Source organism: Albibacterium profundi (genome assembly GCF_042159835.1).
Taxonomy (GTDB): Bacteria; Bacteroidota; Bacteroidia; order Sphingobacteriales; family Sphingobacteriaceae; genus Albibacterium; species Albibacterium profundi.
This window is the reverse complement of sequence record NZ_JBBVGT010000002.1, coordinates 1,818,215-1,835,262: the sequence shown is the minus strand read 5'-3', so window position 1 is coordinate 1,835,262 and position 17,048 is coordinate 1,818,215. Positions and strand designations below refer to the sequence as shown.

The window sequence follows — 17,048 nt, the reverse complement described above, 5'->3', positions numbered from 1 at the left end:
CTATGGATTCACGGTTTCACTTAATCTTTCTTCCACACGCTTCCTGATCTGCCATATCGTGCTTCTAGCATGGATCTTGTGTTTCTTCATTAAGTAGTCGGTTACAGCACCCGGCATTGCGTCTTTCTGCCCTATCAATTCCTGATATTCGTTGTAAATAGCCAACTCCTTGGCTTCCTTTTCTAACCTAAAGGCTGTTTTAAGTTTTTTTTCATCAACCATTTTGTTGTTATTTAGATATTTATAGTACTTTTGTTCACTGTTGTTATCAAAACAACAATACAAATGTAAACAAGTTTAGATATATATCCAAACTAAAATATAAACAAATTCATAATAAGTACATAAATGACTGATTTGCAAAAGATTAAAATATCAGTAAGCATATTAACCAGTTTAGATGTAGCTAAAAACCAAGAAGAATTAGGTGGTTTACTGGGATATAGCAACAAAGCCTCCTTTTCTCAAATTGTGAATGGCAAAACAGATATCCCCAAAGGATTTATAGAAAAGTTAAAAAGTTTAGATAAAAATGTAAAAATGTTTTGGGAAAATGGATTCGGCAAAATAGAGGTTGAAAGCGAAGAATTAGAAAAACTGAAAAATGAAAATGCCCAATTGATGAAAAAGATAATCAGTCTTCAAGATGAATTATTAGATAAAAGCAAACCAAAGGCAACAGCCTAATATGAAGGTTATATATAAATCAAAAGAGCTTTAAAAATAAAACAAACATGAAAAAGTACTTATTATTCACAGTTTTTACACTTTTAGTGCTTACCACAAAAGCACAGAAAGAAATTAACGGATGCATTGTAACATTGAAGGAATCGAATGATAATAACTTTATCTTCAGTAACGACACAATAACGGTAACTTTTGGCCCGTCGGAATTCTTTTGGTATGTAAACATAAAGAACAATATAAATGATGATATTTCCATAGTTTGGGATAAAAGTTCATTTGTTCTAAATGGCAGGGCTTCAAAGATAATTTTTGACAATACAATAAACTTCAAAAAAGACGAACCAATACCAGATCAGGAGATTCCTTCTAGATCATTTATTGACAAAAAGATTTTCCCAGTAGACAATATGGAATTCAGTTCACCTACCATATCAAGGCGGTTTGTCAAAAAGCGATATGAAGAAACTGGCAATCCAGATACGGTTAAATTAGTTCTTGCATTTAATATCAATGGTGAACTTCATAAACTTGATTTCAATTTTGAAATAGTTCCAAAACAGAAAAAGTAATGCAATCAGAAATAAGTCAGGAAATAGTTAAAAGGTTCTTTCAGGCTCTTAACGAATTGATTGCCTTGAAAAGAATACGTGGCGTTCAAACGTTTACCCGTCAATACGGTATTAATAGACGCAACTTGAGCAAGTTGCAGAAAGATCATAGCCGTGACATATTCCAGGTCGAATGGCTTAAGCACCTCGTTGATGATTATGGGTTTTCTGCAAAGTGGCTTTTGACCGGTAAAGGAAAGATGTTTGCCGCTACCAACCAAGCTTCTTCCACATCTCACGCATAATCTGTGCTTTCTCTTCATTGTTGACACGGATATATTTCAGAAACGATTTTTCAGTGGTATGTCCAGTAATAGCCATTATGATCAAAGTTGGTATGCCTAGCTTAAACATATTGGTTGCAAAAGACCGGCGTGCCGTGTGCGTTGTTACCAAGCTGCAAAAATTGACTTCTTCGTATATATCTTCACCACCTTTATTCTTCTTAACAATATGTTTCTTGCTCAATCCTGATAAACGTGCTACAATCTTAATGTTTTCGTTCAATTTTTGATTGCTTATAGGCGGCGGAAAATCACCGCCGTTTCGTTCTATCACTGCCTTCAGTACTGGGTGAAGTGGAATCGTCACACGTTCTTCCATCTTTTCGGACATGATCCGTATGAACCCATCTTCGATATCTTCCAGTGTCAAAGTCGAAAAATCAGAGAATCTAAGACCGGTCCAGCACCCAACGAGAAAAACATCACGTGCGTGTATTAAATGTGGCAAATCAAGATCGCTATTGTTTATTTTATCCAACTGGTCAACGTTCAAATAAATCGTGTCGGATTCATAGTCAGGCTTAACAAAGTGATCGCTTTTGAACGTATCGTTCGTGTGCAATTTACCCTTAAGAGAATCACCCATCACGCTTTTAAGGTTCTTTATGACAGTGGCAAAATAGCCGGCCGAATACCTTAGTACATCGTAAAAATAAGCCTGAAAACTATCATAAAACTTTTCGTTAACGTCTTCAAAAGGAAAGTCTTCTACTTTTGAGTATGCTGCATACTTTTTAAAAAGCACCAAAACAGTTTCATAGTTCTTGATCGAGCTATCTTTGTACTTTTGCCCCCGTCGTTTTCCTTTGGGTATCCGCTTTGCCCCCGATTTCATTTTCTTGACTGTATCTTCAAAAAATGCTACCAAGTGGGTTTTTGAAGGATCTCGGACTTCTTTAGGTTCATCATCTTTGGTGCCAATAAAAGATTTACAGAGCCTTTCCACTTCATTTGTATCGGGATAACTTTCATACCCTTCAAACAGACCATCAACATAATCAGCGACTTTGTTTATTTCCTTGGTGACTTCTTTTCCGTTGAATATCGCTGAATTGCGAACGGATTGAGATTTAGTATTAAAAAATCTCGGTTCGATTTGTATATTTGTGCCGAAAACAACACGTTCGTTATTGAATCGTACAATACACCGTAAACTTGTTTTCTTGTTCTTTAGTTTGTTCTGCTGTAAATTGAACCGTACCGAATATCTTAGATTTGGCATAGGCACCAAATATAAATCAATTGTGCGGAATTTGTGCGGAATTATTACAACTCATGACAATAGGTGATATTTATTGAGTAGGCAATTTTTTAATTAAGATATTTTTGATAACGCCTGAATAGTGCTGATAACACATGGATTTTATCGGATACTCCCTTCAAGTGCACATATTTACATTTCAAAAGCCTAATCTAATAACTGATTAGGCTTTTTAACTTTTAACCGCTATGCTAAACTTAGTCTTATTTGGCCCTCCGGGTGCCGGCAAAGGGACCCAATCACAAAACCTAATCGAAAAATACGGATTAGTACATTTGTCTACAGGCGATTTATTACGCAATGAAATCGCTAACGGTACAGCTTTAGGATTGGAAGCAAAGAAACTAATGGATGATGGCAAGCTCGTTCCAGACGAAGTAGTCATTGGCATGATTAAAAATAAGTTGTCGGACAACCCCGAAGCAAAAGGTTTTATCTTTGACGGCTTTCCCCGTACAGTTGCTCAAGCCGAAGCATTAGACAACTTATTGACATCGGTAGATTCTCAGATTTCTGGAATGATTGCACTAGAGGTAGAAGAGGTGGAGTTGGAAAAACGCTTATTGCTACGAGGCAAAGATTCTGGGCGACCGGACGATGCTAACCCGGAGGTGATTCGCAAACGGATCAATGAATATAAATCCAAAACAGCCCCAGTTGCGAATTATTACAACGAACAAGGCAAGTTAACGACTATCAACGGTATTGGTTCTATCGAGAATATTTTCCAGAAGATATCCGAAGAGGTTGATAAGTTAAAATAACAGCTATTAAAATTTTCTTGGTGCTATGTCTCAAGGATCCAACTTCGTCGATTACGTAAAAATATGCTGCCGTTCAGGTCGCGGTGGAGCTGGTTCTGCCCATTTACATCGCGATAAAAAAACTGCGAAAGGCGGACCGGACGGGGGTGATGGAGGTCGCGGTGGCCATATTATCCTAAAAGGCAATGCCCAGTTGTGGACTCTTTTGCATCTAAAATTCAGAAAACATATCATTGCGAAAAACGGCGAGCCAGGAGGATTATCCCTTCGTACGGGCAAAGATGGAGACGATGAAGTTCTTGAGGTACCATTAGGAACCGTAGCTAAAGACGCAGAAACCGGCGAGATCCTTTTCGAAATCACCCATGATGGAGAAACGAAGATCCTGACCCCAGGTGGCAGAGGAGGCCTGGGCAATTGGCACTTCAAAAGCTCAGTACGACAAACACCGAGATTTGCACAACCGGGTGAGGCAGGACAGGAACGTTGGATGATTCTTGAACTCAAAATCTTGGCAGATGTCGGTTTAGTGGGCTTTCCGAATGCGGGAAAGTCAACTCTCCTCTCGGTTGTATCAGCTGCAAAACCGGAAATAGCCGACTATCCATTTACAACGCTCGTACCGAATCTTGGTATTGTTTCCTATCGTGATAACAGATCCTTTATCATGGCTGACATTCCGGGAATTATTGAGGGTGCATCCAAAGGAAAGGGTTTGGGTTATCGGTTTTTACGACATATTGAAAGGAACTCGGTCCTATTATTTACCATTCCAGCGGACACAGGGCGAACCATTTCCGAAGAATACAAAATATTGCTAAACGAGTTAACTGAATATAATCCGGAATTAATCGATAAACCACGTATTTTAGCGATAACGAAGTCAGACTTACTTGATGAGGAACTACAAAATGAGATGAAAGAAAGTCTCCCAGAAAATGTTCCGTCAATCTTTATTTCTTCAGTAGCTCAAAAAAACATCACACAACTAAAAGATCTTATCTGGTCTGCAATTCAACAAGAACCCTAACGCTTCATAGCACGATCGAGTTCCCGTTTGGTCTCCCGCTCTTTGATAGTATCACGTTTGTCAAAATCTTTCTTACCCTGTGCTAAGGCTATTTCAACCTTTGCAAACCCGCGGTTGCTTATAAACATTCGCAGCGGTACAATCGTGTATCCCCGTTCCTCACCTTTCACTCGAAGCTTCTTTAATTCCTTTTTGGTTAACAAAAGCTTCCGATCGCGCTTAGCTTCATGATTGTAAAAAGAACCATGCGAATATTCGGAAATATGCATATTCCGTATATAGAGGCCATCGTGCAAAAAAGAGCAGAATGAATCGTTAATATTTACCTTTCCTGCGCGAATCGACTTGATCTCGGTACCCAACAGTGATATCCCTGCTATATAACGATCTAGGATATGATATTCAAAAGTTGCCTTTTTATTTTTTATATTAATCTCTGACGCCAATTTCATATTTAACTAATGTAAATATTTTCCGCTACTTTCTTTGATACATTTACGTTCTCATCGTTCACCTTCAGTGAAAGTGTACCATCAAATGAAAAACGACTTAATATTTCGACTTTGCTATTAATACCAATGCCAAGAGAGTCTACATGCTGCAAAAAGTCCGTATCATTATCTTTTACAGAAATAACTTCACATAGTGTACCTGGCAGGCAGTCGGCCAGTGTTCTTTTAGCTTTTATCTGATAGAGGCCGTTCTTGGATGGAATCTCGTCGCCATGAGGATCGAAACGCGGATAGTTTAAAAACTTGTCTAATTTTTCAATTAGCTTTTCTGATTGAATGTGCTCAAGCTGCTCAGCAACCTCGTGCACTTCATCCCATGAAAAATCAAGCTTCGTGAAAAGAAAAGTTTCCCAGAGACGGTGCTTTCTGATGATCTGAACAGCTAAATCTTTACCTTGTTGGGTAAGATTAATCTTGCCGTAGCGTTCATATTCTACCAAGTCTTTGTCTCTCAACTTCTTCACCATATTGTTAACAGTAGCAGGGCGAACACTCAAGCGATGAGCAAGCTGATTAATACCAACCCCCGTATGCTCCTCGTCATTAGATGAAAGATGCAACAGGGCCTTCAGGTAATTCTCTTCCGTTATTGTTAACATGCAAGCAAAGGTAAAAAAACGAAATGATTTATTTACATTTGTGATATGTCAGTACACAACGAAGCGAAACGCATTACAACAGCTGTCATCGCAGAGATGAAGCAATCAGGCGAAAAAATAACCATGCTAACGGGTTATGACTATTCAACTGCGCGTATCTTAGATCAAGCAGGCATTGAAATGATTTTGGTGGGCGACTCTGCCGCAAATGTTTTTGCTGGCTATGACACTACGCTTCCCATTACGCTCGATCAAATGATTTACCATGCCTCTGCGGTTGTTAGGGCCGTAAAACGAGCTATGGTGATTGTCGACCTACCCTTCGGCACCTATCAGGGGGATCCTAATAAAGCATTAGAATCTGCTATACGTGTGATGAAAGAAACAGGTGCGCAAGGTATAAAAGTTGAAGGTGGGGTGGAAATTAAAGACGCAGTCGAAAAAATAACGCAAGCCGGCATTCCGGTAGTTGGCCATTTAGGTCTAACGCCACAATCCATCAATCAGTTTGGCAACTTCGGTTTGCGCGCCAGTAATGATGGTGAAGCTCATGTCCTTCATCAAAATTTTGCAGCATTGATCGAAGCCGGATGTTTCGCTGTTGTTCTTGAAAAAATTCCTGCAAAAGTAGCCCAAGAGCTCACCAACCATGCAAGGATACCAACGATAGGTATAGGTGCGGGTGCATATTGTGACGGTCAAGTGTTAGTTGTCAATGACATGTTGGGGTTGACTGAAAACTTCAAGCCCAAGTTTTTACGTCAGTACCTAAACCTTCATAATGAAATCACGAATGCGGTACGCCAGTATATTATGGATGTGAAAAACAGTAGCTTTCCGAGCGAAGAGGAGCAGTACTAAAAGAGCTACCAAGCTTCATCGCCTAGCAGGGGAACGAAACGAAATGTATCGAGTTCGATTCGTTCATAATCGTCTTCAGCGACACGAAGGATTGTCATCATTTTCTGTTCTTTCTCACTCCCTACGGGGATCACTAAGATTCCTCCGATTTTCAACTGCTTTAGCATAATTTCAGGAACCATGGGTGCTCCAGCTGTAACGAGTATTCTATCGTACGGCGCATGTTCCTCTATACCTTTTGAGCCGTCACCATAAAAGAAATGTGGACGATAACCCATATAAGGCAGGACCTGGATGGTCCGTTCATATAAGCTTCTCTGTCTCTCTATGGTGTAAACCTCGGCGCCCAATTCCATCAAAATACAGGTTTGATAGCCCGATCCCGTACCGATTTCCAGAACCTTGTTTCCCTGCTCGATATGCAAAAGCTCCGTTTGGTAAGCAACCGTATAAGGCTGTGATATCGTTTGGCCGTCCCCTATTGGAAAGGCTATATCCTCATAGGCTTTCCCCCAGAATGTCTCATCGAAAAAATAATGCCTAGGAACTTTTGCAATTGCTTTAAGCACATTTTTATCTTCAATTCCCCGCTTTTCGAGTAGTTTAACGAGCCGCTTCCTAGCTCCCTTTTCACGGTAATTATCAATAAACTTGTACGCCATACCTCCAAAAATACTCAAAAAAAGGCTTATCTATTAAATAAAATGCATTACATTGATAATAAAGCCCTAATAAGGGTCGACATCGACTGTTAACCGAGAACCCTTGTTCAATTTATCCAAATGATAGCGTACAATATTCTGCTTCAGGACTTCTTTGACCTTTGTAATACTTACGCTGGCACGACTAAATTTCAACAGAATACTTTGAATGTAGTAGTTCCTAATTCGTCCCACCAAGGGTGGCTCAGGACCTAATACCTGTTCTCCAAAATGAACCCTTAATTCGCGCGCAAAACGTTGCGCACAGTCGGCCGCCAAATGTGGATCCTTATGCTTAACATCAATGCGTATCAACCGAAAGAATGGAGGATACAAGAACTTCTTTCGTTCTACAATTTCTGTCTGAAACATTGCTTCGTAGTCATGGCTGACAACCTGTTCTAAAATTCGGTGTGTAGTCGCATATGCTTGAATAATTACTTTTCCTTGCACATCCCGTCGTCCGGCTCTACCTCCTACTTGAGCTAACATCGAAAAGCTTCTTTCGAAGGCACGAAAATCAGGATAGTTAATTAAGCTATCCGCATTGACAATGCCGATCAAACTGACCTTGCCAAAGTCGAGACCTTTAGTCACCATTTGTGTACCTATAAGCACATCAAATCGTTGCTCATCAAAATCATCCAAGATCTTTTCAAAACTGTTCTTAGTCCGGGTAGAATCTAAATCTAAGCGACCAATCCGCGCCTCGGGCAATAACATCGACAATTCTTCTTCAATTCGCTGCGTACCAAACCCTTTGCTCTCTATATGCGTGGACCCACAAGCTGGACATACCTCGATCAAACTCTCTTTAAATCCGCAATAATGACAGTGAAGCCGGCCACTGCTTTTATGATAGGTAAGACTTACATCACAATGAATACACCTAGGAGAGTAACCGCAGGTAGCACAAAGCAACATCGGCGTATGCCCACGACGGTTTTGAAACAAGATAACCTGTTCCTTTTTCTTCAATGCTTGTTCAATCCCCTTGATTAACGTAGACGTGAAATAAGGGCTCACACTCGAAGACGCCTGAGCGGCTTTAAGGTTCACAATCTCAATATCTGGCAAATTAGCGTTTCCGTAACGCTGATCTAATTTAATCAACGCATATTTTCCCGCCTTGGCATTGTAGTAACTTTCTAAGGACGGAGTTGCCGATCCTAATAGAACATTAGACCGATGCAAAGCTCCCAGATAGATAGCCGTATCTCGTGCCTGATATCGTGGCGAAGGATCAAACTGCTTATACGACACTTCATGCTCCTCGTCCACCACCACCAAACCTAGGTTCCGGAAGGGCAAAAACACCGATGAGCGTGCGCCGAGGACGACTTTTATTTCACCATGCAAAACCTTTTTCCAAATTTCTGCACGTTCATTTTCATTTAATCGTGAATGATAAGCTCCGATAGCCGAACCAAAATGCAGACGAAGTCGCTCAACAATTTGCGTTGTGAGGGCTATTTCTGGCAATAAATATAAAGCCGTCTCCCCACGATCAAGTGCCTCTTGGATTAACTTAATATAGATCTCTGTCTTACCTGAGGCAGTAACACCGTGCAATAGACTGATGCCCTTCTTCTTGAAACCCACTTTGATATCATCACATGCGTTTTGTTGAATACCGCTTAAAGTTACATCAACGAGAAAGGTCTCGGTTGGAGAGGCAAGTCGGCTCACGACTTTTTCTTCTAGTATAAATACTTCCTTTTTGACAAGAGCAGCGAATGCTGACGATCCGCAAGCCGACTGCTCCAATAGTTCAGCTTTCGATATTTTCTCTTGCGTCCGAGCCATTTGTAGATAACTTAGAACGGCATCCGATTGCTTATATGCACGCTCCAAACTATCTAAAAGTTCTTTCTTTGCCGCTGGTTCATCAAAAATCGGATTTAGGATAACAAAGGTTTTCTTTTTGGGTTTATAACGCTCTACAACCTCTTCTGATATCCGAATAAACCCCTTGTCCAAAAGTGTTTTCAATACTGGCAAAATAGTCTTTTGGCCTAATATCTTAATGATGTCGTTTACACGTAATTCGGGAACCAGGTCGAGTGCCTCCATAACAAGAAACTCCCGATCATCCAATTGCGACCGATCTTTACCTTCACCTTCTTCAGCTATGATCTTAGTTTCACTGGCCAACTTGAGAACCGATGGCAGAGCCGCCTGCATCACCTCTCCTAGTTGACAGAGATAATAAGACGCTATCCAATCCCATAAAGACAGTTGTTCAGAGGTAACAACCGGATGCTCATCCAAGATATCCAAAAGATATTTAGCTTGATAACGATCCGGCGGTGTCTGATGAATTTTGGAAATGACAGCAGAATAAACTCGTGTTTTGCCGAACTGCACCACTACACGCTTCCCTACAGCGAGCACTTCATTCATCTCACCCGGAACTCTATATGTGTAGGTACCGGCAATAGCTAATGGAAGTATGACATCTACGAAATAAGTTTTCAATTACTTATGTCTTATTGTTGCAACAAACAAGCTTATCCAACCCAATATAAACAATAAGCCACCAATCGGCGTGATTGGACCAAGAAATGATGCTGTTAAACCCGTAATCTCTCGTGTAGACAACAAATAAAGCGAGCCTGAAAACAAAAGGATACCAACAGTAAATGTCCAGTACGAGAAGTTAATGAGTCCGTTTTTTGCTCTCGAAAAGGTAGCGAGGTACAAGATAGCGAATGTATGATAGAACTGATAACTAACGGCAGTCTTCCAATTGTCCAAACTGCCTTCACTCACTTTATTTTCCAGTCCATGAGCGCCAAATGCACCTAAGATTACAGCAATTAATCCAAAAAGTGCACCCGTAAGTATAATTCGTTTGTTCATGCTCCTAATTTAGGTTAAATTTAATAAACCTTTTAGATTTTCGTTCTCTCATTCTTAAATTTTTAACTTTGTATAGCTGTCACTGAAGCAATATTAGTGAGCATCCACTCTTGAATTACAAAAAGCACTGATGAAAAGAACAATCATTTTAACTGTATTTCTGTTTCTTGTCATGATAGCTGTGTCTGTCCTTTATTTTTCTCAATTAAGCAAAACACAGAATATCAACAGCCGTTCGATCTCATCAATTCCGGCAAATGCTGCTTTACTTGTATCCATCAATAACGACTCAACATTTTACGATCTATTTAAGGAGTACGATGGCTTTCGCTTGATTATGGGCGATGAGGAAATTAGTGATTTAAAAGCACTGCAGAAGTTTACATTACAAAACCCGTCACTGAAAGAGGCAGCCGACAACCAGCCATTATACTTTTCTTTCCATCCTGAAGAGGAAACCATTCAGTGGCTGCTGAGTATTCCCTTAAGAGATCAAGTCGATTTTACCGCAATACAAACCAGCTTGGATTCTAGCCTGAACATAACAAACGTGGGTGAAGGCGACACGAGTTATTTAGAACTAGAAATACCCGAAATCGACAGGGCGTTGTACACTTCGATATCAGCAGAACGGATGGTTCTGAGTTTTTCCGAATCACTTCTAAAACGTGCCATCAGCAAGTCAGCAGATCATCTGTCTGAATTATTTATAGAAAAATTCAAATCCAACTATTCTGACAATACGCCGCTTCAGATGTACGTAAATCACACACAATTACCCGATTTACTATCCCTGCTTGCATCAAAAACAACCAGCCCTTTAGCATTATTTGAAAACTTAAGTGGCATTTCTACATTTGATCTAAACTATAAGTCTGACGTGCTTATGCTCAGCGGCACCATGTCGATCGTACCGACCGACTCTTCTTATTTAAGTTTATTCATGAGTCAGGAACCGGTATCCTATCAACTAAAGAATTGGATCCCTGACCACACGGCTTTAGTCGAGATTTTTGGGGTATCGGACTATGAGCAATTTCACGATGGGATTAGCACGTTATTAGAGCATCGAGGAGAGATCGATCAGCTTCGTGAACAATTCAGATATATCAAGTCACAAGAAAATGTAGTGATTGATGATGAATTACTACGAATATGGGGAAATGAATTTGCAAAATTGACTTTACGATCCGGAGAAGAAATCGGTGTTATCGCGATTCGCGATTCATTGGAATACGCACAAATAACAGAAAAAATAAGTACACCCAATGCAGATAGCACGGTTTGGCGGTTCGACAACTCGAACTTGCTCTATTACTCGCTCGGCGACCCTTTCAAAAATTTCAAGCGACCTTACTTTACCTATACGCATGGCTATATGATTTTGGCTAACAGCGCAAGCAATATCAATAGTTATCTAGATGATATTGAAGCCGGAAATTTGTTAGTCGAAGACGAAGAATTTAGCGAGTACGAAAAGTTACAGTCAACGACCGCCAACTACTCACTTTTTGTACATCAGAAAAATGCAGATCGAACAATAAGAAATAACTTGAACAGGATTGCGCTACAGAATTATCAAGATACTGACAATTACGGCTTTCAGAATTTTTATGCATATTCTTTTCAACTTTCTGGTAATGATGAACAATTTATTACTACCTTGTATGGTCAATTCAAGGCATCCGAAGAGTAGTATTTTCTTAACCCCATGTTACAGCAAGTTGTCATAAAAAAACAACTTTAAAAAAATATCCACACTCTATTTTGCTGACCTACAACATATTAAGTACATATGTTTGTAAACTTTTAACTTTACTGATGATTCTAAGTTTTTAAAAAAGTATATTTGTATACACTTTCAGCAATAAGGCATTAAAGCTGAAAGGTCCTGAAAATTAATTCAAATTATTTGGTATATATAACGTAAAAAATGGATATGGAATTAACTAAACCTACAAAAAAGCCGAAGACCTATTCATTAGATGAAGCTTATGAAGCTTCTCTGAAATATTTCAACGGCGATGAGCTAGCCGCTCGTGTTTGGGTGAACAAGTATGCCCTGAAAGATTCCTTCGGAACCCTATTTGAAAGGACGCCCGATGACATGCATCGGAGGATTGCAAAAGAGATCGCTAGAATAGAGAACACCTATCCTAATCCGATGAGTGAAGATGAGGTATTTGACCTAATCAAAGGCTTCAAATACATTATTCCGCAAGGAAGCCCCATGACAGGCATTGGCAACCCTTTCCAGATTGCGTCTCTCTCAAACTGCTTTGTAATAGGTTCTGACGGACCCTCTGATTCCTATGGTGGCATCATGAAAACCGATCAGGAACAGGTTCAGTTAATGAAGAGACGGGGTGGTGTCGGTCATGACCTTTCTCATATCCGTCCGAAAAGCTCCCCTGTTAAAAACTCGGCCTTGACTTCAACAGGGTTAGTTCCGTTTATGGAACGCTACTCAAATTCGACGCGCGAGGTTGCCCAAGATGGTCGCCGTGGTGCCTTGATGCTATCCGTAGCGATCAAACACCCAGATGCGGAAAGCTTCATTGATGCAAAAATGACTCAAGGCAAAGTAACAGGAGCAAATGTATCCGTGAGAATCGATGATGCTTTTATGAAAGCCGTCGAAAACAATACACCCTATGTACAGCAATATCCGATCGACAGCAAAGACCCTGTGGTAAGAAAAGAAGCGGATGCCCAAGCAATATGGAAGAAGATTGTCCATAATGCGTGGAAATCAGCTGAACCGGGTATTCTTTTTTGGGATACTATTATCGGTGAATCTTTACCAGACTGCTATGCCGATTTAGGGTATAGAACCATTTCAACTAACCCCTGTGGTGAAATTCCTTTATGTCCATACGACTCGTGCCGACTTTTAGCAATAAACTTATTCTCTTATGTAGAGAAACCATTTACAAAGGAAGCCTCGTTTAATTGGGACTTATTCAAAAAGCATGTGCAATTTGCACAAAGAATTATGGACGACATCATTGACCTTGAACTTGAAAAGATTGATGCGATCCTGAAAAAAATTGAAGCTGACCCAGAAGATATGTCCATTAAAGGAATCGAGCATAACCTGTGGCTTGCTATCCGTAAAAAAGCAGAAGAAGGCCGAAGAACGGGTATCGGAATTACAGCCGAGGGTGATATGCTAGCTGCATTGGGTCTTCGTTACGGAAGTGACGAGGGTGTTGATTTCTCGGTACAGATTCATAAAACACTCGCCTTAGAAGCATATCGCGGTTCGGTATTTACCGCCAAAGAACGTGGAGCATTTGCTATCTATGATGCTGAAAGGGAAAAAGACAATCCGTTTATGCAACGCATAAAGGAAGCTGACCCAGAACTCTACTATCAAATGACAGAACATGGTCGTAGAAACATAGCACTACTTACGATTGCTCCTACGGGTACGACGAGCTTAATGTCGCAAACATCATCAGGTATTGAGCCAGTATTTTTGCCGGTATACAAAAGAAGAAGAAAGGTAAACCCGAATGATAAAGATGTGCGTGTCGACTTTGTTGACGAAGTAGGCGATTCATGGGAAGAATATGTTGTGTTCCACCACCGATTTAAAGAATGGATGGAGATTAACGGTCATGACACAAGCAAGAATTATTCGCAAGAAGAACTGGATAAGCTTATCGAACTTTCACCTTATTATAAAGCAACGTCCAACGATGTTGACTATCTTAAGAAGGTGCAGATGCAGGGAGCCATCCAAAAGTGGGTGGATCACTCCATTAGTGTGACTATCAATATGCCGAACAACGTTTCGGAAGAGTTGGTGGGTGAACTTTATATGGAAGCGTGGAAAGCAGGCTGTAAAGGTGTCACTGTGTACCGCGATGGTTCACGTGCTGGCGTTTTAATCTCTAACGAGGAAAAGAAAAAGGAGGAAACTGTAGCACCGGGAGGATCTATATTCCCAACAACACGGCCGGAAGTATTGGACGCTGATATCGTTCGTTTTCAAAATAACAAAGAAAAGTGGATTGCTTTCATCGGTTTAATTGATGATCGTCCATACGAGATTTTTACAGGTCTAGCCGACGATGAGGACGGGATTACTCTTCCGCGATGGTTAAATAAAGGGTTGATCATTAAAAGCCGGAATGCCGAAGGTGTATCTCGCTATGATTTCCAGTATGAGAACAAACGAGGCTATAAGACTACGATTGAAGGCTTGTCTCATAAGTTTAATCCTGAATATTGGAATTATGCAAAATTAATTTCAAGTACGCTGCGACATGGTATGCCAATCGAAAAGGTGGTTGATTTGATCAGCAGTCTACAATTGGACGAGGCGATCAATACATGGAAAAATGGTGTTGCCAGAGCGTTAAAACACTACGTTCCTGACGGCACGGAAGCCACCAAGCAGAAATGCCAAAATTGCAACTCTACGAATCTACACTACCAAGAAGGTTGTCTAACCTGTAAGGATTGTGGATCGTCTAAATGTGGTTAATAGTTTAAGGTTAATAATAGAAAAGCCCCGGCTCTCGCAAGAGAATCGGGGCTTTCTTTTTGGTTACCTTTAGCTGTTTACAGCTCCTTAATCTTAATGTTTCTAAACCAAACAGGATCATTGTGATCTTGTAAAGCAATTTTTCCCTTTCGGAAGGTACCAAAACCCTCCCAGTCAGCAAACTTACTGCCGGCAATCAGCTCTTTCCAGTTGTCGTCAAACATCGTTGTTTTAACAATGGACACACCATTTAAGATAAATTCTAAATCGCCGTTATTGCTAATGATTTCAGCTTGATTCCATTCACCGACCGGCTTCATTGGCTCTGAACTTGAAGCAATCAGATCATAAAGATCACCTGTACGGTGTTTATGAATCTGACCATCAGGATGTTTATCATTGTCTAGAACTTGCATTTCAGGCCCTGTGCTGTAGGTAGCACCATATTTATCTTTGTCCTCATGCACATTAAAGATAATACCGCTATTGCCACCTTCTGATATCTTCCATTCCAATTTCAGATGATAGTTCTCGTACTCCTTATCCGTAACGAGGTCACCGCGATCTTCTTTACTTTTACCTTCTACATTCAAAAACAAAGCACCATCTACTACCTCCCAAGCCGCACCAGCTTCTTCTTTACCGTAGGTATGCCAACCATTGGTTGTCTCTCCATCAAAAAGATCCACCCAGCCATCGTCACCTGATATTTTATTCGTCGAGCTACAGGACACTAAAGCGATCATTGATACTATTGATAATATTTTAAGTTTCATTTTATCTGTTTCTTATGATATAATTTGATGATTTATTTTATACACTTAGCTTCCAGCCTTCACGATATTCTCTCTTCACGAATTGGTTAACAGCATCGAAATTGGTTATGCGCATTTGACTGTCGTCCCAAATCAATTTCTTATAACGACCAGGATAGTTATACCCTTTACCATCCGCTCTTGCTTCACGTATATCAAATCCGCGAATTGCTAAGTTTGCCATTAATAAACTCTCGGTTAACGGGCAGGATACTTCAAACGGTGCACTTAACTCTTTGTTGCCTAGCCCGGCAATACAAGCTTCCACCCACTGTGCGTAGTGACCTTCGGCACCGCCAGGAACACGCTCGTACGTTGGTTTCACCTTATTTTTAGCACGCTCTGTTCTAGAAGTAGGAAGTAATTGAGGATTAAGACCATAAGTACCACACATGATCTTTCCTTTTGTTCCAACCATCAGCACACCATTGCCTCCATCACCAAATACCTCGTCAGGCCCAAGTTCTTCAGGACGGGTCGGCTGAATGCCACCATCCATCCAATGCAAAGTAACCTCTCCTTTTGTTTTCTTAGACTTCGGATATGTAAGCGTTACGTGACTCGAAGGCGGACAGCTTTCTGGGAAATATCCACGTTGGAACTCATCAACATAAACGCTACCAACACTACATTGTACATCTTTTGGCGCGCCTAATTCTAGAGCTCTGAAAGGCACCTCCACAAGGTGACAGCCCATATCCCCCAATGCTCCAGTTCCGTATTCCCACCAACCGCGCCAGTTAAACGGCACTAATTTGTCTATATAATCGGTATAAGGTGCAGTACCCAACCAAAGATCCCAGTCGAGCTCCTTAGGTATATCTGCTTTCCCTTTAGGCCAAGGAATGCCTTGAGGCCATACCGGACGGTCTGTCCAGCAATATACCGTATGAACGTCACCGATCTCGCCCGCATTATACCATTCGCTGATTAACCTAGTCCCATCATTTGACGCTCCTTGATTACCCATTTGCGTTACTACTTTGTAGCGCTTTGCAGCGTCATGCAACATTCGTGATTCATATAAGTCATGAGTCAAAGGCTTTTGAACGTAGACATGCTTACCTAGCTGCATGGCTGCTAGTGTTGTAATCGCATGGTTATGATCTGGTGTAGATACCGACACGGCATCAAAATTCTTGGACTCCTTATCGAGCAGCTCTCTCCAGTCTTTGTAATATTTTGCTTTTGGGAATCGTTCGCGCGTACCAGCCGCTCGTCTATCATCTACATCACAAAGAAAGGCGATCTCGGCTTTCCCACTTTTATGGAAACTAGCAATATCTGAAGCACCTTTTCCACCTGCGCCCACGCCGGCAATTAGTAGCTTATCACTTGGGGCAAGAAAATCCTTACCTCCCAACACATGACGCGGCACAATCATAAAACTTGCTGCAGCCAGCGCACTGTTTCGAATAAATCCTCTTCGAGACGAACTAAAGGCTGATTTCTTCTCTGTTTTTTGAGTCATCTTATTTAAGGTTAGTTAAAATTTTAAATTCGTTCTTAGTTCTCGAATATCCTCAACTCCCATCCAGGATAAAATTACCGAAAACAAGAACTCAATAT

17 protein-coding genes are annotated in these 17,048 nt (G+C 40.7%); 8 read left to right on the top strand and 9 right to left on the bottom strand.

The window, feature by feature from the left end; translation table 11 throughout:
• The gene (locus WKR92_RS09595; RefSeq protein ID WP_375557608.1) at nt 1–222 is read right to left on the bottom strand and encodes a hypothetical protein; all 222 of its coding nucleotides are present in this window, start codon (nt 220–222) and stop codon (nt 1–3) included.
• Between the two features lie 126 nt (nt 223–348).
• Between WKR92_RS09595 and WKR92_RS09590 the strand changes: the two genes are divergently transcribed.
• From WKR92_RS09590 to WKR92_RS09580, 3 genes are read left to right on the top strand one after another with little or no spacing between them, the layout of a single operon-like run.
• Nucleotides 349–687, top strand: a complete 339-nt coding sequence (locus WKR92_RS09590; RefSeq protein ID WP_375557607.1) for a hypothetical protein — start codon at nt 349–351, stop codon at nt 685–687.
• 47 nt (nt 688–734) lie between these two features.
• A complete protein-coding gene (locus WKR92_RS09585; RefSeq protein WP_375557606.1) occupies nt 735–1,256 on the top strand; it encodes a hypothetical protein in 522 nt (173 codons plus the stop codon).
• Nucleotides 1,256–1,540 carry a hypothetical protein gene (locus tag WKR92_RS09580; protein WP_375557605.1) on the top strand — a complete coding sequence of 95 codons (285 nt, stop codon included), beginning with the start codon at nt 1,256–1,258 and terminating at the stop codon, nt 1,538–1,540. The genes WKR92_RS09585 and WKR92_RS09580 overlap by 1 nt, the downstream gene beginning before the upstream one ends.
• Here WKR92_RS09580 and WKR92_RS09575 read toward each other — a convergent pair.
• Nucleotides 1,506–2,801 (bottom strand): site-specific integrase, encoded by a 1,296-nt coding sequence (locus WKR92_RS09575; protein ID WP_375557604.1) that lies wholly within the window; start codon nt 2,799–2,801, stop codon nt 1,506–1,508. The genes WKR92_RS09580 and WKR92_RS09575 overlap by 35 nt on opposite strands.
• A 227-nt stretch (nt 2,802–3,028) precedes the next feature.
• On the opposite strand from WKR92_RS09575, the gene WKR92_RS09570 reads away from it, so the two are divergent.
• Both WKR92_RS09570 and obgE read left to right on the top strand, forming a co-directional pair.
• Nucleotides 3,029–3,604: an adenylate kinase gene (locus WKR92_RS09570; RefSeq protein ID WP_375557603.1), complete on the top strand. Its 576-nt coding sequence runs from the start codon at nt 3,029–3,031 to the stop codon at nt 3,602–3,604.
• Nucleotides 3,605–3,629: 25 nt separating this feature from the next.
• Nucleotides 3,630–4,634: a GTPase ObgE gene (gene obgE / locus WKR92_RS09565; RefSeq protein ID WP_375557602.1), complete on the top strand. Its 1,005-nt coding sequence runs from the start codon at nt 3,630–3,632 to the stop codon at nt 4,632–4,634.
• On the opposite strand, the gene smpB is transcribed toward obgE, so the two are convergent.
• Together smpB and WKR92_RS09555 are read right to left on the bottom strand one after the other, a co-directional pair.
• Complete coding sequence (gene smpB / locus WKR92_RS09560; RefSeq protein ID WP_375557601.1) at nt 4,631–5,086, bottom strand: SsrA-binding protein SmpB; 456 nt, start codon at nt 5,084–5,086, stop codon at nt 4,631–4,633. The genes obgE and smpB overlap by 4 nt on opposite strands.
• A gap of 2 nt (nt 5,087–5,088) precedes the next feature.
• Nucleotides 5,089–5,745 (bottom strand): metal-dependent transcriptional regulator, encoded by a 657-nt coding sequence (locus tag WKR92_RS09555; protein WP_375557600.1) that lies wholly within the window; start codon nt 5,743–5,745, stop codon nt 5,089–5,091.
• A 45-nt stretch (nt 5,746–5,790) separates the two neighbouring features.
• Here WKR92_RS09555 and panB point away from each other — a divergent pair, with 45 nt between their 5' ends.
• Nucleotides 5,791–6,606, top strand: a complete 816-nt coding sequence (panB, locus tag WKR92_RS09550) for a 3-methyl-2-oxobutanoate hydroxymethyltransferase (protein WP_375557599.1) — start codon at nt 5,791–5,793, stop codon at nt 6,604–6,606.
• Nucleotides 6,607–6,611: 5 nt separating this feature from the next.
• On the opposite strand, the gene WKR92_RS09545 is transcribed toward panB, so the two are convergent.
• From WKR92_RS09545 to WKR92_RS09535, 3 genes are all read right to left on the bottom strand, one after another.
• Nucleotides 6,612–7,268, bottom strand: a complete 657-nt coding sequence (locus WKR92_RS09545; protein WP_375557598.1) for a protein-L-isoaspartate(D-aspartate) O-methyltransferase — start codon at nt 7,266–7,268, stop codon at nt 6,612–6,614.
• 66 nt (nt 7,269–7,334) lie between these two features.
• Nucleotides 7,335–9,785, bottom strand: a complete 2,451-nt coding sequence (gene priA, locus WKR92_RS09540) for a replication restart helicase PriA (protein ID WP_375557597.1) — start codon at nt 9,783–9,785, stop codon at nt 7,335–7,337.
• Nucleotides 9,786–10,169 carry a DUF423 domain-containing protein gene (locus WKR92_RS09535; RefSeq protein WP_375557596.1) on the bottom strand — a complete coding sequence of 128 codons (384 nt, stop codon included), beginning with the start codon at nt 10,167–10,169 and terminating at the stop codon, nt 9,786–9,788.
• Nucleotides 10,170–10,299: 130 nt separating this feature from the next.
• Between WKR92_RS09535 and WKR92_RS09530 the strand changes: the two genes are divergently transcribed.
• Entirely contained in the window at nt 10,300–11,865 is a 1,566-nt protein-coding gene (locus WKR92_RS09530; RefSeq protein ID WP_375557595.1) for a hypothetical protein, read from the top strand.
• Nucleotides 11,866–12,108: 243 nt separating this feature from the next.
• On the top strand, nt 12,109–14,664 hold the full coding sequence (locus tag WKR92_RS09525; RefSeq protein ID WP_375557594.1) for an adenosylcobalamin-dependent ribonucleoside-diphosphate reductase: 2,556 nt from the start codon (nt 12,109–12,111) through the stop codon (nt 14,662–14,664).
• Between the two features lie 77 nt (nt 14,665–14,741).
• Here WKR92_RS09525 and WKR92_RS09520 read toward each other — a convergent pair whose 3' ends face one another.
• Together WKR92_RS09520 and WKR92_RS09515 are read right to left on the bottom strand one after the other, a co-directional pair.
• Nucleotides 14,742–15,440, bottom strand: a complete 699-nt coding sequence (locus tag WKR92_RS09520; protein WP_375557593.1) for a 3-keto-disaccharide hydrolase — start codon at nt 15,438–15,440, stop codon at nt 14,742–14,744.
• Nucleotides 15,441–15,477: 37 nt separating this feature from the next.
• Entirely contained in the window at nt 15,478–16,950 is a 1,473-nt protein-coding gene (locus WKR92_RS09515; RefSeq protein ID WP_375557592.1) for a Gfo/Idh/MocA family protein, read from the bottom strand.
• Nucleotides 16,951–17,048 lie beyond the last annotated feature (98 nt).